This window comes from Paenibacillus prosopidis, from assembly GCF_003337375.1.
Lineage (GTDB): Bacteria > Bacillota > Bacilli > Paenibacillales > Paenibacillaceae > Pristimantibacillus > Pristimantibacillus prosopidis.
The window spans coordinates 266,166-286,502 of sequence record NZ_QPJD01000006.1; the positions used below are offsets into that span (position 1 = coordinate 266,166).

The following is a 20,337-nucleotide window of genomic DNA, read 5'->3' on the forward strand; positions in this document are numbered from 1 at the left end:
GAACATCCGCTTCCTTCTTCTTTTTTTCTGCCCAAATCTGAGATGCGAAAGGCGGCGATACCGTGAAACGGCGAAGCTGGCTGCAAAAGCAAGGCTGGATGGGTTACGCGTTCATCCTGCCGAACATGCTAGGAATCTTATTATTTTTTATCCTGCCGGCCTTATTTTCTTTCGTTCTCATGTTTACGAACTATCAATTTGCCAATCCGGACGTGTCGTTCACCGGATTGGACAACTTCAAGCGGTTGTTCCAGGACGAAAACTTCTATAGCTCCATTAAATATACGGCCATCTTCCTATTATCCGTTCCGGTGTCGCTCATCCTTGCGTTTGCGGTCGCTCTCATACTGAATCGCAGCGTATATCTGAAGGGCCTGCTTCGAGGTATGTTCTTCCTGCCGTATATATCAAGCGGCGTTGCCGTTGCATTCGTATGGATGCTTTTGTTCCAGCCCACGCATGGTCCAATCAATGAAGCGCTTAGATGGGTCGGGATGGTATCGCCGCCTGGCTGGTTCGCGGATCCGGATGCCGCAATGTATGCGATCGATGTCGTGCAAATTTGGTTCATGATGGGCTACAACATGATTATTTACTTGGCTGCATTGCAGGAAATATCAACGGAGCAATTGGAAGCGGCCAAAATCGACGGCGCGAAGACAGGGACAATCACTTGGAAAATCATATGGCCTCTCGTTAGTCCGACCACCTTCCTGCTGCTTATTACAGGGCTTATCATGACGATGAAATCATTCTCGCTCATTCAAGCGATTACGCAAGGCGGACCAAGCGGCAGCACAACGATTTTATCGCTGTACGTCTATAAGACAGCCTTCAGCTATTACGAGATGGGTTATGCTTCAACGATTTCCTGGTTTCTATTTGCTGTCATTATGCTCATCACCGTCATCCAGTGGATTGGTCAAAAGCGCTGGGTTCACTATTAGAAAGGAGTGCATCGTATGAATAATTTAGCCGGTTCTGTCAAAACAAAGCTGCCCTTAACGATCGTCATGCTGCTCGCCGGTGTATTCATGATCATTCCTTTTCTCTGGATGATCAGCACGTCCTTCCAAAGCCCGAGCGAGGTGTTCGTCAAATGGCTGCCCTCGCGGCTGGACTTACGCAGTCATATCCGGATCTGGACCGGAGACTATAGCTTTGTATCCTACTACTGGAATTCGGTTAAGGTATCGGTGCTCGGTACGGCCGGCGCTGTATTTATGTCCGCTTTGGCCGCCTACGGTTTTGCGCGCATTGAATTCAAAGGACGCGATAGCTTGTTTCTCGTTTATCTATCGATGATGATGATTCCGCCGCAGGTTATTTTTGTACCGAAATTTGTTATTTTTAACTGGATGAATATTTATAACACGCATTGGGCGCTGATTTTGCCGGGAATGTTCTCTATCTTCGGCGTGTTTATGCTTAGACAGTTCTTCATGAGCATCCCCAAGGAAATTACGGAGTCAGCGTTCATGGATGGAGCGGGCCACATTAAAATCTTTTTTAGGCTCATTCTGCCTCTAGCTAAACCGGCGCTTGCAACGTTCGCTATTATCGATTTTTCTTGGCATTGGAATGATTACGAGAATGCGCTCGTGTTTCTGACCAGCCCTGAATTGTATACGATCCCGCTGGGCCTCCAAAACTTCATACTTGAAAACAACATTGACTACAACGGCATGATGGCGGCTTCTTCCGCGGCGATCATTCCGATGATCGTCATTTTCCTTATCGGTCAGAAATATATTATTCAAGGCATTTCCAGCTCGGCTGTGAAAGGCTAATAATGGAGGAATTAGCGTGAAGCATGAAGCTGTAAAGTCGGACGTGACGGTAGTTGGCGGAGGATTAGCCGGCCTGTGCGCTGCTATAGCGGCAGCTCGTTTGGGACAAAAGGTAGCTCTCGTTCATAACCGTCCGGTGCTTGGGGGCAACTCGAGCTCGGAGGTACGCGTATGGGTATGCGGAGCGACGGGCCATGGCATTAACCGGTATGCCCGCGAGACCGGCATCATGGGTGAGCTTTTTGTAGAGAATCAGTACCGGAACCCGGAGGGCAATCCTTATTTATGGGATTTGACGCTGCTTGAAGCCGTGCGCTCTGAACCGAATATCAGCCTATACTTGAACACGGATGTGAGGGAGGCGGAAGCGGACGGGGATGCGGAATCGCGCGTCATCCGCAGCGTAACCGGCTGGATGATGGGCTCGGAGCGGCTCATCCGCTTTGAGAGCGATGCTTTTATCGATTGCACCGGGGATGGACTGGTTGGTTTCCTGACAGGCGCAATGTACCGCATCGGCCGTGAAGCCCGGAGCGAATTCGGCGAGGATTGGGCTCCCGAGGCTGCGGACGACATTACGCTTGGCAGCACCCTGCTTTTCTACACCAAAGATACGGGCAAGCCGGTTCGCTACGTACCGCCTTCCTTTGCGAAAGATATTACACAGACGTCTATTCCGATTAAACGGGTTATTCGCAGCGGCGATTCGGGCTGCCACTATTGGTGGATCGAGTGGGGTGGAGAGCTTGACACCGTACACGAGAACGAACGGATTCGGGATGAGCTGTGGTCGGTTATTTATGGGATCTGGGATTATATAAAAAATTCCGGCCAATTCGATGCCGATACGATGACGCTGGAATGGGTAGGCTCGCTTCCGGGCAAGCGGGAATACCGGCGCTTTATCGGCGATACGATTTTGACGCAGCATGATATTATCGGACAACGGCCGTTCGTTGACCGGATCGCCTTTGGCGGCTGGTCGATCGACCTGCATCCGCCGCAAGGGATGTACGCAACCGAAAGCGGATCGAAGCATCTCTACGCAGACGGCATCTACCATATTCCTTTTGGATCTCTGTACTCCCGCAATGTAAGCAATTTATTATTCGCAGGCCGCAATGTGAGCGCGACGCATGTTGCCTTCGGAACGACCAGGGTTATGGCAACATGCGCAGTCATGGGTGAAGCGGCCGGAACGGGTGCCGCATTGAGCGTGATGAAAGGAATATCCCCGCGGGAATTGCGTGAAAATCATAGGGCAGAGCTTCAGCAGGTGATGCTGAGGAACGATGCTTCGATTATAGGCATTCGAAACGAGGATGCGGCGGATAAAGCATTGCAGAGTCGGGCCAGCGCATCAAGCACGATGACACGGATACGATTGGATCAGCCGGTTGAAGCGTATCCGCTTGCGTCAGACGTGGGCTTATTGTTCCCGGTTGAGGGAGCGATAGGCAAGCTTGAGCTGCTTTTAGCGGCAAGTGAGCGGACAGAGCTCATCGTTGAGCTGTGGGAAACGGGACGTGCAGAAAACTATGTTCCGGCTTCGCTTAAATCAGAGCATAAGCTCCCGCTTATATCCGGCGGCAAACAATGGATTACGATCCCGGTAGATGGGATAGCCGATGTCGATGCTAGGCCGCATAATGTATTTCTAATTATTCGTGCGAATAAGCATGTCAGCCTCTATAAGTCTGCCGTGCCGATGTCGGGCGTATTAGCTTTCGAGCGGGGGCAAAAGCCGAACGTATCGTCCGATCTCGAGGAGCGTCAGCCGGATCAGCCCGTCGTAGAGTGGAGCATGAGATCGCTCGTGAGGCAGCCGTTCTGCTTCGCCGTCGATACAGGGGCCTATGGAGCGGAGAAGGTAATCGATGGTTATGCCCGTCCTTACGGCGGACCGCATATGTGGGCGTCGGATAAAATGAAAGCCGGACAGAACGAGTGGCTTGAGCTTGAATGGGATGCGGCGATCCGGCTGAGCGAGATTCATTTGACCTTTAATGATGATGTCAATGAAGACCTGATTAACCTTCACCATCATGAGACACCGTTCGCGGTTATTCCTGAACTTGTCAAAGATTATGATCTTGAAGCCTGGGGTGACGGGGAGTGGAGGGTGCTCGTTCAAGAGCGCGGTAACCGCAAACGCAAGCGTGTCCACCATTTAAATGAAGCAATCCCGGCAGACCGCATCCGAATTGTGGTTCGCGAGACAAACGGCAGCGGGCATGCGGAGCTGGTGGAGGTACGCGTGTACGAGTAGAGATTTTCCAAACGTATATTGGATCATTTGCATGAGCTAAATTCAGCACGCACCTTTGTTACTTTTATCCTATTGATTAACCTGTTTTTTCGGCATAGAATGTACTTGTAAAAACTATACAAGTGGGATTGTGACTGAATTCTCAGGCAAGACCCGAAATGATGCGAGAGTGGCCATATTTATGGTACTCATTCTTGCTCGTTTTGGGTCTTTTTTTCGTGGGGAAAAGGGGGGAGAGTGAATGGAGGAATATTGGTTTCGGCTATTCATTGCAACAAAAAAGAAGAAAAAATGAAGGGGATAGATCTATGAATTGGAATGTAAAAAAGACCGTAAAATTTCTGTTTGCCGTTACTATTGCTTTTTCCGTCGTTTTAACACCAGTCACCAGTTCGGACTTATATGCGCAAGGAACGTCGGTGACGACGGACTGGACGCGAGAAGCGGCAAGCCAGATACGATTGGACGGCAGCAATACGGCGCCCAAGATCGATAAGGACAAACTTGAGGAAATCACTTCGGAGTTTATAATTTGGGATACTTGGCCGCTGCAGGATAAGAACGGACATCCGGCGGTGGTAAACGGTTATAAAATCATTTTTGCGCTATCCGTGCCTAAAGGTACAATTCCCGGCAAGCGCCACGATTCGGCCGAAATCCGGTACTTCTATTCCAATGATGGAAAGAGTTGGAGGCCCGGCGGGCTGGTATTCGAAGACGGAAAAGCACTCGGCTCTCGGCAATGGGCGGGCTCTTTCGTTATTGACAAAAACGGAAGGGTTCACATGTTTTACACTGCAACCGGTCGGAAAGGCGAAGAACGGCTTTCATACGGACAAAAGCTAGCGACTGTAACGGCCGACATCCTGACCAACAAATCCGTTGCGTTTGCCAACTGGTCGAACCACAAAGTCATTCTCGAAGCCGATGGTACCTATTATCAGACCGAGGAGCAGGCCGGATATGGGGAGTTTTCATACGCATTCCGTGATCCTTCCTACTTCCTGGATCCGAAAACCGGCGAAGAGTATCTGTTGTTCAGCGCGAACAGCAGCGGGACGTTGGAGGAACGCGCTTGCCGACCGGAACATGCAGGAACCGCGGAATTTATGCGAACCATGCCTTCAGAGGCAAAATTCTACAACGGAAGCATCGGTATCGCTAAAGCCGTCAATGACGATTTGACCGAATTCGAAGCACTTCCTCCGCTGCTGGAAGCGAATTGCGTTAATGAAGAGCTGGAACGACCGAACGTAGTGGTTAAGGGTAATCAATACTATCTGTTCACCAAAACACATAGCAATAAGTTTGCGGAAGGCATAGACGCGCCGGAAGGATTGTACGGCTTTGTGTCGGAATCTTTTACCACGGAATATAAACCGCTAAACGGCACCGGGCTTGTCATCGCCAATCCGGATGACAATCCGTACCAAAGCTACTCCTGGATGGTCATGTCCAACGGTACGGTGATCAGTTATGTGGATTATGTCGATGTCGACGGGAAAGACATTCAGGAAATAGGCGAACAATCGACGGAATATCAAATTGAACATTTCGGCGGTATGCTGGCACCATCGATAAAATTGTCGATAACCGGAGACCGAACGAGCCTTCTTGGGGAAAAGAAACAGGGCGTTTTTAAGTAATTGGCAAGGGTAACGCAAAAAACACCTATTGTTTATACGGTGATAGGACTTTTACGATAAGAAGCAGTCCAAAAACTCGAATGGCAGACTAACTCCTGGATTTCGACCAAAATTAATTTTAAGAATCAATTAGTTGATTAAACTAACGAGTACGATAGTTTCATAATGCTTCACTACGTAGGCTGCTGATGATTCACTCTGCAGCCTGTTGTGCTAACTGGCAGATTTGTTCAACAAAATAGGAGGTATGGCATATGAAGCATCTGAAATTCTTCCTTTTGTTCTTTATCATTGTTTCGGTGTTTTCATCAAATAAGAAGGAGCGTTAGCCAGTACCTACCCAAGTTCCGTTGCTTGGAATAATCTCCTATATGGACTTTCCACCGAGGAAGTCGATAACAAAGACATTGGCAATGAGATTGGAAAGATTGAACGCCAAAGAACTCCGATGCCAAAGAAGAACGGCGAGTCAAATGATATACGTATACCAGTAGGAAGCCTGTTGTTTGAAATTAAAGGGGCAGACACTCAAGATGTAATAGCAGTTAAGGTAAACGATAAGTTCTTCAAGGCATCTAAATTTGGACCGATTCAAGTTACAACAGACCAGTCCAATAAACAAGCATGGATAGTTACACTATCATTTATTTGTTTCTTGGTCCTTTTAACAATGATAATTGTATGGAGAAGAAGAAGACGTATGGGTTAGTTCATTCCGCTAACGGGTACGAGTTCAATGGGGAACGATTAGCCCGATAGGCTCTTCTGAGCTATCGGGTTATTTATGATTTCTACGTTGCTTGTTGTACACAACGTCAAAAAATTCGACAACACAGGCGAAGATCTCGAGGATTTGATCTCGATTGGGACCATCGGATTGATCAAGGCGATTGAATCCTTTTCGCCGAATAAGGGAACGAAATTGGCTACGTTTGCGGCACGATGTATCGAGAATGAGATCTTGATGCACTTAAGGTCGTTGAAAAAAACGAGGAAAGATGTGTCACTGCACGATCCAATTGGGACGGATAAAGAAGGGAACGAAATTACGCTGATCGACATCCTCGGGACGGAGGCTGACGATGTTATAGATAAGGTACAGCTAAAGATTGAGAAGAGCAAAATCTATAAAAATTTAGATATATTGGATGACCGGGAAAAGGAAGTTGTTATGGGTCGGTTTGGATTGGAGCACGGCGGTGAGGAGCGGACGCAGCGAGAGATTGCGAAGGAGCTGGGGAGTATGTGTCGCGGATTCAGAAAAGGGCGCTCATGAAGCTGTATCATGAGTTTTATAAGGTGAAGCGGTAAGGAATTAAAGATTTGGTATTACTTTATTATTTGAGGAACAAGTGAGAAAGAAGAAGCATGGAGCAGACTATTATTGGGGTTTGCTCTTTTTGGTTTAAATCGAAACAATAAATCTCGGCGAGGTAAATGTTCGCCTTTGATCACACGCACGCGCTTACATACCCAAGAAACGAAGTTTGCTAAGGACATATTCGGCTTCATTATTTAGAAAGGTTAATCGGATTGTATACGTTTCATGAATTTCATCGTAATCAACTTGCTTCTCAATGTCTAAACCAATTTGGGCGACTCGCTCAGGTGAAATGGACAACTCTTGGATTGATTCAATTTTTTCAAGTTTGGATTTCATCATTGCTCGATGATTGATGTGATACCAGAGCAAGTACCATTCTTTTTTCACCAAGGAATACTCAAGAAAATTACTATCGGGATCTTTTGATTCAAAGTGAGGGCTAATTCCAGGATTGGGAAAAGCCCCTTCTGCGCTATTCGCAGAAGGGGCTATCATTAAAAAATAGTTTTCGGTGCTTTCGTTATTACTTTAAATTCGGCTTTTTTTACTTTCCCTTAAAATTGCTTCTGAATTGATTCGGCGTGACTCCATAGGCCTTTTTAAATAAGGTGTAAAAATGGCTGCGGCTTGAAAAGCCTGACTTTTCCATAATCTCGTTAATGGTATCCTCCGATACGACAATTTGATTGCTGGCATAAGTAACCCGGACATTATTGATATAGTCTGTCATAGAGATCAGCCTGTGTTTTTTGAATAATTTCCCCAGATAAGGCGGGGATAAGTTCACTTTTTCCGCTATGGTATCCAATGACAGGTAAGGGTTTCTAAAGTCTGCTTGAATAAATTGGTCAACGTCTTCCAACAGCTTGATATATTTGTTATCCTTTTTGGACTCCAGCTCTTTGGACAGGTTTTCGAACAATTCAAAGAAATCAGCTTCGATTATATCCAACGTTTCCATTTTTTGCAGGTTGGCCAAATACGTATTGAAATTAAAATTCACTTTGATGTGATGATTGGCTTCTAGAATTTCAATCGCATAACGGATGGACAACAGCAACCTGATAAGGACGGAATTAAGTATGGTGTAGCTATATTGAGATGCATGCCGGATCATATCCGACAATATATCTTTGGCCTCATCCGTTAGACCTTGGATTAGCCTATCTGATAATTCTTTTTCCTGGTCTTGCGGATATTTGAAATCATCCGTATTAATATTTAAGCTTTCGCTGAAAATGATGCTTTGATGCCCTAAAATCATTCTGTAATAGGATAAATCCAGCGTTTTCAAATAATGATAATTCACATTCGACAAATCTTCGAACGCCTCGCTGATTGTAGCTGAGGTGGAGATGCCAAGATACTCGGTTGTACAATTTTGGATTTGAGTGACAAGTGTAAACAAAGGCTTATCTTTGAAAGGCAAATCGGAGGACTTGTAATGAATCAGTACAAGAACTTGGTCTTCTTCGACCTCTACACATTCATGAACGTATGTTTCGGTAAGAAGCTCCGAAATAATATTAGCCAGTCCGTATTTTAACAATTGGCGGTCATTCAGATTATATTTTGCGCAATAATTGCTATAGTTATCCAGTTTGATAAGAAGCAGAACATACCATTCGGTTGGCTCAAGCGTAATTTGAAACTTCGCAAACTGCTTGCGAAGGGAATCGGTTTGAATCAGATCGGCCGAATGAACCATCTGGCGTAAAAAATCTTGTTTTCTATAGTAGAACGCATTTCTTTGCTCGGATTCTAAAATTTTGTAATTTTGTAGCACCATATTGATGGGCCTGAAAAGCCTCCGTGCAAAATAGAGCGAAAGCAGGATGCTGCCGATAATGAATAAACATACAAACAGGTACGTTTTTTCCTTCATCTTTTGAACATCTTGGACAATGGATGCATAAGGTGTGATGCTAATTAAACTCCAATTATAAGCATCCGTGGACGCATAAGTGACGTAAGAATCCACCCCATTAACTTTGATTCGCATATTGCCTGCTTTTGCATTGGACGAGATAATCTGATGGATATACGAATCCCCGCTGAGATCGCTTAATAATGGATGCGAACCATCATCAGACAGCAGCTTCCCGTTATGATCTACAATAAAAATCCGGTTTTTATTGTTCGGATCCGAAGAACTGATGCTTTGCTTAATCGAATCCTGAGAGATATTCAAAATAATGGCTTCGCTCACTTTACCGCTTACAACTTGAGAATCAAAGAACAAATAAGAATAAACGTAAATTTCCTTAGGGGCATTGACATCAATATCTGCCATGACATTTGGGATCTTCCGAAGCACAATGCTGTGTGAGCGGTTATGCTGGATGTCGTCCAATATCGGGAAAATGCTTTGATCGCTGAAAGTCGTACGCCCATTAACGAAGTCTTTACTTGGAATCGCATAAACCAGATCGCCATTATAAATATAAATGGATTGCAGGAATGGATATATATTTTTATAAGTTTGCAGTTTATTAATATATTTCATATAGTCTTCCGGATTGATGTCTGAATACAGCAGATCTTTAATCATATCGTCAAAAAAAGCGGTGGTTGCCACGGACCTGACCGTGTCAGCCATTAAACTGACATTCCGGCTTGTATTCTGCAAGTCGGTTTTTTGTTGATTGTAAACCATATTTAAGGAAAAATTCACAAAATTCTGATTTAAAAATGAGGATTGTACAAATAGGAGCAAGACTGTACTGAGCAGGAAAGGCAGCAGTATCGTTATGAACAACTGATAAGGGTTCTTAAGTACGAATGATTTGAGCAAATTAGTCAACTCCTATAGTACAAAGACTATCATAAACGATAAAAAAGAATCAATCAGTAATATTTTCATTTTGCCAACCCCTAATTTCTGAACAAATTCTTAAATTGCGTACTCGATTTTTACTCCAAACAGACCTTATTGCGAGGATAAGAAATTGTTACTGTCTGGGGCGGATGATATTGTTATGCCGTAAGGCACCCATTAGGACGATACTTTAGAAAGGTGGAATGAAAGCGCTTGATTTGAAATTCGGTTTCAAATTATTTTCCCTACCCAAATATACTTATGGAGGAATCGAAATGATATTAAGAAGATGGAAACCAACGCTTATTGCTTTTCTTGCCATATTGTTATCTTTTAGTGGTTTCGCAACTATTGTTGCTCCCAATCAGGCAGTAGCCGCAGTTCAGACAACGCTTTATGCTTCACCGACCGGAAGCGGCACTGTTTGCCGTCAGGCTTCGCCATGTTCCCTTGAAGGAGCTAGAGATCAAGCCCGCACTATAAATGGTAATATGACTGGAGATATTATCATTAGATTGTTGGATGGAACTTATACATTATCTTCTACGTTTCAGTTAACGGAAAGCGAGACTGTACATGATTCGGGAACGAACGGCTACAATGTAATCTATCAAGCGGATCCCGGTTCACATCCTGTCATCAGCGGAGGCCAGCAAATTACAGGTTGGACGCAATATGACAGCGTGAAAAACATATATCGGGCTAATGTGGGAACTTCACTCAATACCCGGCAGCTTTATGTAAACGGCGTACGCGCGACCCGCGCCAGAGGCGCCTTGAATCCGCCAGGCTGGTCGGTAATGAGCAACGGCTTTTTCGCCCCTGATTCAACAATGGCCAGCTGGGGCAACCAAAGTAATATTGAAGTTGTTTCCAATGTAGCATGGAGAAGCTATCGTTGCGGCGTTTCCTCCATTTCCGGGACTTCTGTTACGATGCAGCACCCGTGCTGGGCCAATGGCAAATCTTTTGGTTCTAACAAAATGGGGAATCCGGCGTGGATTGAGAATGCCTATGAATTGCTCGATTCGGAAGGCGAATGGTATCTGGATCGTACTGCCGGCTATCTCTACTACAAGCCTCTTGCGAATGAAAACATATCGACGGCTACAGTCGTAGCGCCGGTTTTGGAAAAGCTTGTAAACGCAGCAGGAACCTATGCTACTCCGTTGCATAACGTGCAATTTTACGGCATCACCTTCGCCTATGCGACTTGGTTGCGAACAAGTACCGGGGAAGGTTATATACCCGGGCAGTCAGGCGAGCTGCGCTTCGGAACTCAAGGCGGATCAGGAAACGAAATCAAAACGCCAAGCAATGTCACATTCTCGGCTGTTAAAAATGTGAGGTTGGAACGCAACACATTTGCTCATTTGGGTGCAGCGGCGATGAGTTTCGAATACGGGTGTCAAAACAACACCGTTATCGGAAACGTCTTTCAGGATATTTCGTCATCTGCTATCTGGATGGGTGACCCCTTTGATCAAGGGCATAACGTAAGCGCCTTCTACAATAATAACGATAGTGCAATCACTTATAGTGGAAGCTTCTCTAGTTCTTACAATTATAATTCTTCCAATTACCAGGGTGATGTCCGACAAACCCAAAATAATAACGATTACTTTGAGTTTACCTTTACGGGCTCCGGCGTCAATTATTACGGCACTTCAGATACGACTACAGGCACCCAAGATGTGTACATTGACGGAACATTTCAACAGACGATCGATGGTTATTATGCCAACGGCAGCCTTGTTAAACTCCTCTACACTAATCCAGGGCTGTCGTATGGCCAACATACGATAAAAGTCGTTAAGACGGGCGGGAGCTGGATGAGGCTTGATATGTTAGGTGTTTACGCGGAAGCGGATCCGACTGTCAAAACCATTAAAAACAATACGATAAAGAATAACTATATCGCGCAGGCCGGTGTGGAGTATATGGATGCACCGGGTATCAATGTGCTCTTTACGGATGGCACCAACATTTCCCATAATGAAATCACAGACGTTCCATATGACGGGATTTCAATAGGCTGGGGTTGGGGAGTGCCTGATCCTGGATCAACAAATTTTGGCTGGACAACGCCTTCAGTGGCCCAGAATAATACCGTTCAATACAATTATATACACGACGTGATGAATGTTCTACATGATGGCGGCGGAGTCTATACCTTAAGCTCACAACCGAACTCCTCCATCAATAACAACTATTTTCGTGATGATTTCGCGCCAGCCGGAGCAATCTATCTGGACGAACAAACTCAAGGTTTTAACGTAAACAATAATCTGGTTGCTAACATTGGAAATAACGTGAATTGGTTGTATGTTCAAAACTATCACCCCAACAGTGTATCAAGAAATAATACAATATATTCCAATTATGGGAGTTCAGTGAAAAAAACTGGTGATTGGACTAAGAATACGTACAATAGCGATAACCAAGATGGCTTAACTTCCAATGATGTATTTCCGTTGCAGCCGTACAACATTGCGCTAAATTCCGGAATTGAGGACTCCTATCGGGATATTATACCGCAGTCCAACTTCTCATTGCCGGATTACCTGCTGCTTGCTAGTGTATACGTGGATACCAATGCGTTAACGATACCGATCCGCAGCGCTGGCGATGCGACTAAAACGGTATGGTTGGCTCCTTCAGGCACGACTACCTTCGCGGAAGGCAACACGATGACCAAGGCAGGCGGTACGGCGACCTCGATCTCTGTACCGAAAGCTGCCGGAGATTATAAGCTTTATGTTGTGGACGCACTTGGGAATCGTTCCGCAGAGTCCAGATTCCTTGTTAGACAGCAATGGAATTATGTGGACGACAAGAATGCCAGTGTCACCTATAGTCCCGCATGGGGCAACTGGAACGATTCACGGGATTACAATGGTTCTGAATCGTTTATCAATAGCGCCAATAGCTATGCGGAATATACGTTTAACGGAACGGGCGTTCGATATCTGAGCATGACACAAGCCAACATGGGAAAAGTAGATGTCTATATCGATGGCGTTCTTGCACAGGCCGATATTGATGCTTATGCGCTAAACATGACGAAACAAGTTCTTCTGTATCAAAACACCAATCTTCTGAATGGGTCTCACACCATTAAGGTCGTTTGCAAGGGAACCAAAAATGCTGCTTCAAGCGATACAGTCTGTGCTTTGGATGCGTTCGCTTCTATATCAGCTCCAGACCAAACCGCTTATTACAAGCTTGTGAATAAAAATAGCGGCAAGGTAATGAGTGTAAACGGGAGTTCCATGGATTCCGGCGCGAATATTATTCAATCGAATGACATCAGTGGCTTCAATCAGCACTGGCAAATTGTCAAAACAGCAAGCGGCGACTACAAAATCATAAATAAAAATAGCGGCAAAGTGCTCGATATATCTGGGGGTTCCACTTCCACTGGCGCGAATCTTGTTCAGTGGGACGATACCAATGCCTCCAGTCAACACTGGCAACTCATCGATGTCGGAACCGGAAATGGTTATTTCAAGATCAAGAACACGAATAGCACCTACTTGGCCGATGTTACCGGCTCTTCAACGACAGCTGGCGCACAGATCATCCAATCTAGCGATACTGGCGTCAATAGTCAGCAATGGCAGCTTGTTAAAGTGGATTTCGGAAACAAAGGCGATACCTTGTTGAAGGCGCAACTGCAATTTGACGAGCCATACGGAACGACGGCTATTGATACGACTGGCAATGGCTGGCACAGTACATTGGTTGGCGGCGCAAATCGGGTGGCAGGCGAAAGCGGCAGCGCTGTGGATCTGAGCGGAACGAATCAATATGTCGCTCTTCCATCTGGCGTCGTTTCCAACAATGATACCATCACAATAGCAGCTTGGGTGAATCTGGATACGGTGAGCAACTGGACGCGGATCTTCGATTTCGGTTCCGGATCGGCTACCAATATGTTCCTCACGCCGAAAAATGGAGCGAACAGCAAAATCCGTTTTGGGATCAAGAACAACGGCTCGGCTGAACAAATCATTGACGGGCAAGCAGCGCTCCCGACAGGCGGCTGGCATCATGTAGCGGTCACGCTTAACGGTTCGACAGGCATCCTCTACGTAGACGGCGCTCAAGTAGGCAGCAATACCGGGATGACGCTTAAACCGTCCACTCTGGGAGCTACCTCGCAAAACTGGATCGGGCGCTCCCAATACGCTTCTGATCCTTATCTCGACGGACGGGTCGACGACTTCCGGATATATAATCGCGCTCTAACCGCTACGGAAGTCACGCATGTCATGAACGGGCAAACGAAGTTGCCGATTGCAGAGCTTCCGTTTAACGAAACAAGTGGAACGACGGCAAACGATGTGTCCGGCAAAGGCTGGAACGGCACATTGATGGGCGGCACCACTTGGGCGACCGGCAACAGCGGCAACGCTGTGGATCTGGACGGAACGAACAGCTATGTCGCCCTGCCGGCAGGCGTTGTTTCCGGTGCTGCCACGGCCACAGTAACTGCCTGGGTGTATCAGGATACCGTGAGCACCTGGTCGAGGATCTTCGATTTGGGTACCGGAGGGAACACCTATATGTTCCTGACGCCGAAAGCTGGGGGAACCAACAAGATCCGCTTTGCTATCAAACTGAACGGTTCGAGCGAGCAAATCATCAATGGGACAGCGGCTCTGCCAACGGGCGGCTGGCATCATGTGGCGGTTACTCTGAACGGTTCGACGGGTACGCTATACGTCGATGGCCAGATAGTAGGCAGCAATAGCGGTATGACCATTAAACCATCCGACCTTGGCGTCACCACACAGAATTGGATCGGCCGCTCCCAATTCCCTGACCCCTATCTTAACGGGCGGGTTGATGACTTCCGCATTTATGATCGTGCTTTATCCGCTCCGGAAGTATTGGGAGTTATGAACGGGGGGTAACCGATTATTCCGAATGGAAGTCGGTTGAAGAAATCCAATTAGCCATGTAGATTATTTGAAGTAATTATTCATACGGAGTCAGTTGCTGTCAGAGCAACTGGCTCATTAAGATTTTTTAATAAGACTGGAGGCTCACCATGTCACTAATTCAAGGGATTCACACTATTTTTGCAGGCGACTATCCGGATCCATCCATTGTTAGAGTCGGCCGTCACTATTATATGACGCATTCTTCATTCCACTATACCCCGGGGCTGCTCGTGTGGCATTCCCATAATCTGATCGATTGGGAGCCAATCGGTCACGCGATTCTTGAGCATGTGGGCGGATCGATTATGGCACCGGATTTGATCTATCATAAGGGACTATTTTATATCTATTTTCCAGCCGGCGGAACCAATTGGGTCGTAACAGCAGAATCCCCCGAAGGGCCATGGAGCAAACCGATCGACTTGAAGGTTGGCTATATCGACCCGGGACATGCGGAAGATCAAGAAGGGAATCGTTTTCTATTTTTGTCCTCAGGATATGTGGTCAAGTTATCAAAGGATGGCCTATCTACCGTAGGAGATTTAAGGAAGGTATACGACGGTTGGAGATATCCCAAGGAATGGATGACGGAAGGTTTTTATCTGGAATCTCCAAAGCTTACGTTTAAGGATGGATATTACTATAAAACTAGCGCGCAAGGGGGGACTGCCGGACCTGCGACCAGCCACATGATCGTCTCCGCCCGCGCCAGGTCGCTGGAAGGGCCATGGGATAATTCTCCATATAATCCGATTGTGCGCACGAAGGACCGCAGCGAAACCTGGTGGTCCAAGGGTCACGGGACGCTGGTTGATACGCCCGAAGGGAATTGGTTTGTCGTGTATCATGCTTATGAAAAAGATTATTATACCCTCGGCAGGCAGACGCTGATCGAACCGATTCAATGGACAGCCGATGGCTGGTACACCTCGGTTGATGCCGAAGGCGGAGCAGTTCCTGAGGTTACTGTAACTGCACAGCCTTCGGATGGAGCTTTGGTGCTTGCGGATTCCGGACGATTGGGGCTTCACTGGCATTTCTTCGGAGGGGAACGTCTTGGTGATTATAGAATAGAAGATAATCGACTGGTACTAAAAGCAGACTCCAAGAAACACGCAGAACCGCTGTTGTGTATTCCTATGCATCATGCTTATACAGCCGAAGTTTCCGTTACGGTGGAAGGCGAGGCAGAAGGCACGCTTGGCTTGTTCTATAAACCGGGTTTTCACTTTGGTATCGGCTTTGACGGCAAGGAGGCGTTTGCTTTCCGAAATGATTATTCGACTGAACATATGCCATTGTCCGGAGAATCCGTAACGCTCCGAATCGTTAATGATCATCATGAGGTAAGCCTGTACTTCCGTGACTTGAAAGGACAGTGGACCAAACTGGACCATGGTTTCGAAATGTCGGGCTTCCATCACAATGTATTGGGTGATTTTCTAAGTCTCCGCATTGCGTTGAACGCAACCGGCGTAGGAAATATCAAATTCAGCGGATTCTCCTATCGGGCTGGTTTTTCGATGGCTTGAAAATGGGTAACGGAGAGTTAATCTTACGACCGGAGCAAGGGAACTTTGTCATTAATGAATACGCTCGGGGAGTCAGCTTCCATAAGATCGAGGAGGATAAATGAAATGAATGAAATTCTGACAGGTGACGGAAAACAAGCCAATCCATCCTGCGGTTATATTATGGGCTACTTTACCGAGTCGCCGGAACGGCTTGCGAATGCTTTCGCGCTGCATCTCGCATCGAGTCGTGATGGAAGAAATTGGAGACCGCTTCATGCCGGCCAGCCTGTCTTGGTACCCGAGATAGGCGAATGCGGGATGAGAGATCCATTTATTTTTAGGAAGCAAGACGGCCAATATATCGTGGTCGCGACGAATATGTGGAACAGTGAATCGATTATGTGCTACGAGTCGCCGGATCTGATTTACTTTGAAGCGGGCAGGCTGCTTCGTTTGAACAGTTCGGGCATGCATGCCTGGGCGCCCGAGATCATATACGATCCCGAACGACAGCAGTATGCGATCTTTTGGTCTGGGAACACGGAGCGCAATCGGATTTACGTAAACTATACACAGGATTTCCTGAGCGTAACGGAAGCAGAGGTATTCTTTGATCCGGGATACGATGTTATTGACGCCTCGATCATACCTCATGGAGATATGTATTTTTTATATTTCAAGGACGAACGTAATCCCGACGAAGCTCCCTTTGAAGGGAAGAGGATCAAAGGAGCTGTCGCTTCATCACTACAACCAGGGAGCTTTAACAAGGCGGTGTATACACGGCCCATTGGGGAACCTATGATTGAGGGACCGTTTGTGATCAGGTCACTGGATGAAGACAAATGGTACTTATACGGAGATTGTTATACGCCCATCAATGCCAAATTTTTTGTGTGGGAAACCTCCGAATTGAATAGTGGGAATTGGCAGCCGATGGACCGGCGTAACTATCAACTGCCACCGAATGCCAAGCATGTTTCCATTCTGAGTGTAAATGAAGCTGAGTGGAGCAGGCTGATTCAGACTTACGAGCCGCCTTTCTGGTTCAGGATCAGATCCTATGCGCTGCCTGATTATTATTTGAGGGCGGACGATTCATTCGCAAAGCTTGCGCCAATCCCGTTCGACCCGTATACTTCCTCGCTTTGGAAGGTAACTCGCGGCTTAGCGTCGCCGGATGGTGTAAGCATTGAGTCCGTTCATCAACCAGGCTTCTACTTGAGGAGTAGCCAGTTTGTGCTGCGATTAAGCAAGCTGGAGGATTCCGACAACTTTCGGGAGGAGTGCACTTTTATGCGCATGGAAGGGTTAAGTGACCCATCATGGTCATCTTTATGTTCGTTTTCGTATCCGGACATGTACTTGATCGTGGATGGTGCATATATTCGGATATCCATCATAGAGTGTGAACGGGACAAGGCCTACGCGACCTTTCAGTTAGGATAGCAGAACTACATTATCAAATCATTGGAGGCCTACGATGTCTATAATTCAAGGTATTACCACTATTTTGGCAGGCGACTATCCGGATCCTCCCCGGCGGTGCTGCACGATCAGCCTTTTGATTATGATTTGAAGCCTGCACCTCAGATATCTCCGGACATGACCTATGTCCATCATCAAACATTCATCTAAACCGTTTCCTATTGGTTAACTCCGATGTGGAAGCGGTTTTCTTTTTACTCGTAACCTGGATTGAGAAAAGCCCCTTCTGTGCTATTCGCAGAAGGGGCTACCATTAATATATAGTTTTCGGTGCTTGCGTTATACAGATGAGGCTGTCGATTAATTGTTGATAGTTTTAACGTAAACGTACACAAGCATAGAATGTATATGATTTTTCGACTACATTTTCAGAATCCGGGCTCAAATCGCGGTTTGTGTATGAAATATCGTATAGAATCGACTGTTTCGATGTGTGTGCCGCTAATTTTATATGATTTATCGCATACATTTTGTGGTCTCCCACGCTAAAAAAGAATCAATAAGTAATGCCAACCCCTAATTTCTGAACAAATTCTTAAATTGCGTACTCGATTTTTACTCCAAACAGAACTTATCGCGAGAATAAGAAATTGTTACTGTCTGGGGCGGATGATATTGTTATGCCGTAAGGAGGACGATACAGACAAATCAATAGTATCTATTAAGAATTACTAAATATGTGAAGGAGTATGAAGAAGTGATCAATAAAATTCTGGGCTCCAGAGAAAATAAAAAAACGATTCAATTAAGCATCCTTGCGCTGCCGGCCATTCTGGTTTTCTTCGTCTTCTCGTATATCCCGATGACGGGAATCTTCATTGCATTTAAAGACATCAACTATGTAGATGGGATTTTTCACAGTCCGTGGATCGGCTTCGATAATTTTAAGTTTTTTTTCACTTCCAATGACGCATGGCTTGTCGTTAGAAATACGCTCGGATACAATATAGTCTTTATTGTGGTTGGGACTGCGCTTGCTGTCCTTTTCGCCATCCTGCTTAATGAAGTGATCAGCACAAGATTTCTGAAGGTTTATCAAACGATCTTTTTCTTTCCTTATTTCTTTTCGTGGATTATCGTGGCTTACATGGCTTACTCCTTAATTGGACCTCTTGGAGCTATCTCGAGTCTAATCAATAAAATGGGCTTCACGTCCTTTGATTTCTATACGACGACCTGGATTTGGCCCATCCTTCTGACGCTCATCCATATCTGGAAGGGGATCGGTTACGTCAGCATTATTTTCTATGCGGGCATAATGGGCATTTCCCAAGAGTATTTTGAAGCGGCGGCCATTGACGGGGCAACTAAGCTTCAAATGATTCGTAAAATCACGATTCCGTTATTGATTCCTTTAATTACCATTATGACTCTGTTATCGATAGGAAAAATATTTTATTCGGATTTCGGATTGTTCTTCTTTGTGCCGCGTGAGATGGGCCAGCTTTTCCCGGTGACGCAGGTTATCGACACTTACGTTTACCGTATGCTGAAGGTTTCCGGAGATTTGGGAATGTCTTCGGCTGTCGGCTTGTTCCAATCTACGTTGGGATTTATCGTCGTCCTGCTGAGCAATTATGCCGTCCGAAAAGTCAACGAAGAAAACAAACTATTCTAGAAATCGCATGGAGGTGAGTACAGAATGTCGAAAAAAACATTGCCGCAAATGATCATTCACTTTGTTTTCATCCTATTTAGTTTAGCTTGTATCATTCCACTGGTATCAATCATCTCCATCTCTTTAAGCAACGAAACCGATATTATCAAAAATGGCTATAGTTTGTTCCCTCGCGTATTTGATATTAACGCTTATGCGTATGTCCTTTATGAACCGATTCAAATTATAAATGCATTCAAAGTATCGATTATCGTCAGTATTCTCGGCACGTTTATTTCCCTTATTGTGATGGCATGTATAGCTTATACGCTGTCCCGCCACGATTATAGATTCAAAAACCCGCTAAGCTTCTATGTATTCTTTACCATGATGTTTAATGGCGGATTGGTGCCAACGTATATATTACTCAGCAACTATCTTCACCTAAAAAACACGATCTGGGTTTTGATTTTGCCCTATGTTGCCGTTCCCTGGTTTATTTTGCTCTTAAGAACGTTTATGCAGAAAATTCCTTACGATATTATCGAGTCCTGCATGATGGATGGCGCCAGTGAATTTAGAATCTTTTTTCAGATCATACTGCCTCTCGCCAAACCGGGCCTTGCTACGGTTGCATTGTTCACAATACTGCAATATTGGAATGATTGGTTTCTGAGCTTGCTCTACATCGAGAAAGAAAGCCTGGTCCCTTTGCAGTATATGTTATATAGAATGATGAGCAATATCGCTTTCCTGACCAGTTCAAGCAATCAATTGCCGCCGGGATTAAATAATGCTGTGATCCCTTCGGAATCCGCCCGTATGGCAATGGCCATTCTTGCTGCAGGACCTATGCTGGCCGTGTTCCCTTTCTTTCAACAATATTTTGTCAGAGGGCTCACGGTAGGAGCTGTAAAAGGCTAGCTTAATGATGGACAATGT

Annotated in this window: 11 protein-coding genes and 1 pseudogene; 10 read left to right on the forward strand and 2 right to left on the reverse strand. The window is 45.8% G+C overall.

Annotated elements, in window-relative coordinates:
- The first annotated feature begins 62 nt into the window (after nt 1-62).
- The 5 genes and pseudogenes from DFP97_RS11415 to sigK form a co-directional block, all read left to right on the forward strand.
- A complete protein-coding gene (locus DFP97_RS11415; RefSeq protein ID WP_181873470.1) occupies nt 63-947 on the forward strand; it encodes a carbohydrate ABC transporter permease in 885 nt (294 codons plus the stop codon).
- A 15-nt stretch (nt 948-962) separates the two neighbouring features.
- Nucleotides 963-1,790 carry a carbohydrate ABC transporter permease gene (locus DFP97_RS11420; RefSeq protein WP_114380105.1) on the forward strand — a complete coding sequence of 276 codons (828 nt, stop codon included), beginning with the start codon at nt 963-965 and terminating at the stop codon, nt 1,788-1,790.
- Between the two features lie 16 nt (nt 1,791-1,806).
- Complete coding sequence (locus DFP97_RS11425) at nt 1,807-4,059, forward strand: FAD-dependent oxidoreductase (RefSeq protein ID WP_114380106.1); 2,253 nt, start codon at nt 1,807-1,809, stop codon at nt 4,057-4,059.
- Between the two features lie 308 nt (nt 4,060-4,367).
- On the forward strand, nt 4,368-5,705 hold the full coding sequence (locus DFP97_RS11430; RefSeq protein ID WP_181873471.1) for a glycoside hydrolase family 68 protein: 1,338 nt from the start codon (nt 4,368-4,370) through the stop codon (nt 5,703-5,705).
- 799 nt (nt 5,706-6,504) lie between these two features.
- Nucleotides 6,505-7,016 (forward strand): annotated as a pseudogene (gene sigK / locus DFP97_RS11440) (RNA polymerase sporulation sigma factor SigK); the annotation flags it as partial.
- A gap of 154 nt (nt 7,017-7,170) precedes the next feature.
- On the opposite strand, the gene DFP97_RS11445 reads toward sigK, so the two are convergent.
- A complete protein-coding gene (locus DFP97_RS11445; RefSeq protein ID WP_147275046.1) occupies nt 7,171-7,416 on the reverse strand; it encodes a hypothetical protein in 246 nt (81 codons plus the stop codon).
- 157 nt (nt 7,417-7,573) lie between these two features.
- Nucleotides 7,574-9,823 carry an AraC family transcriptional regulator gene (locus DFP97_RS11450; RefSeq protein WP_114380110.1) on the reverse strand — a complete coding sequence of 750 codons (2,250 nt, stop codon included), beginning with the start codon at nt 9,821-9,823 and terminating at the stop codon, nt 7,574-7,576.
- A 299-nt stretch (nt 9,824-10,122) separates the two neighbouring features.
- Here DFP97_RS11450 and DFP97_RS11455 point away from each other — a divergent pair, with 299 nt between their 5' ends.
- From DFP97_RS11455 to DFP97_RS11475, 5 genes are all read left to right on the forward strand, one after another.
- On the forward strand, nt 10,123-14,766 hold the full coding sequence (locus DFP97_RS11455; protein ID WP_181873472.1) for a LamG-like jellyroll fold domain-containing protein: 4,644 nt from the start codon (nt 10,123-10,125) through the stop codon (nt 14,764-14,766).
- 137 nt (nt 14,767-14,903) lie between these two features.
- On the forward strand, nt 14,904-16,328 hold the full coding sequence (locus tag DFP97_RS11460; protein WP_114380112.1) for a family 43 glycosylhydrolase: 1,425 nt from the start codon (nt 14,904-14,906) through the stop codon (nt 16,326-16,328).
- Nucleotides 16,329-16,433: 105 nt separating this feature from the next.
- Nucleotides 16,434-17,759 (forward strand): AbfB domain-containing protein, encoded by a 1,326-nt coding sequence (locus DFP97_RS11465; protein ID WP_181873473.1) that lies wholly within the window; start codon nt 16,434-16,436, stop codon nt 17,757-17,759.
- A 736-nt stretch (nt 17,760-18,495) separates the two neighbouring features.
- Complete coding sequence (locus tag DFP97_RS11470; RefSeq protein WP_342773266.1) at nt 18,496-19,416, forward strand: ABC transporter permease; 921 nt, start codon at nt 18,496-18,498, stop codon at nt 19,414-19,416.
- Nucleotides 19,417-19,440: 24 nt separating this feature from the next.
- Complete coding sequence (locus DFP97_RS11475) at nt 19,441-20,319, forward strand: carbohydrate ABC transporter permease (protein WP_114380114.1); 879 nt, start codon at nt 19,441-19,443, stop codon at nt 20,317-20,319.
- Nucleotides 20,320-20,337: the final 18 nt, after the last annotated feature.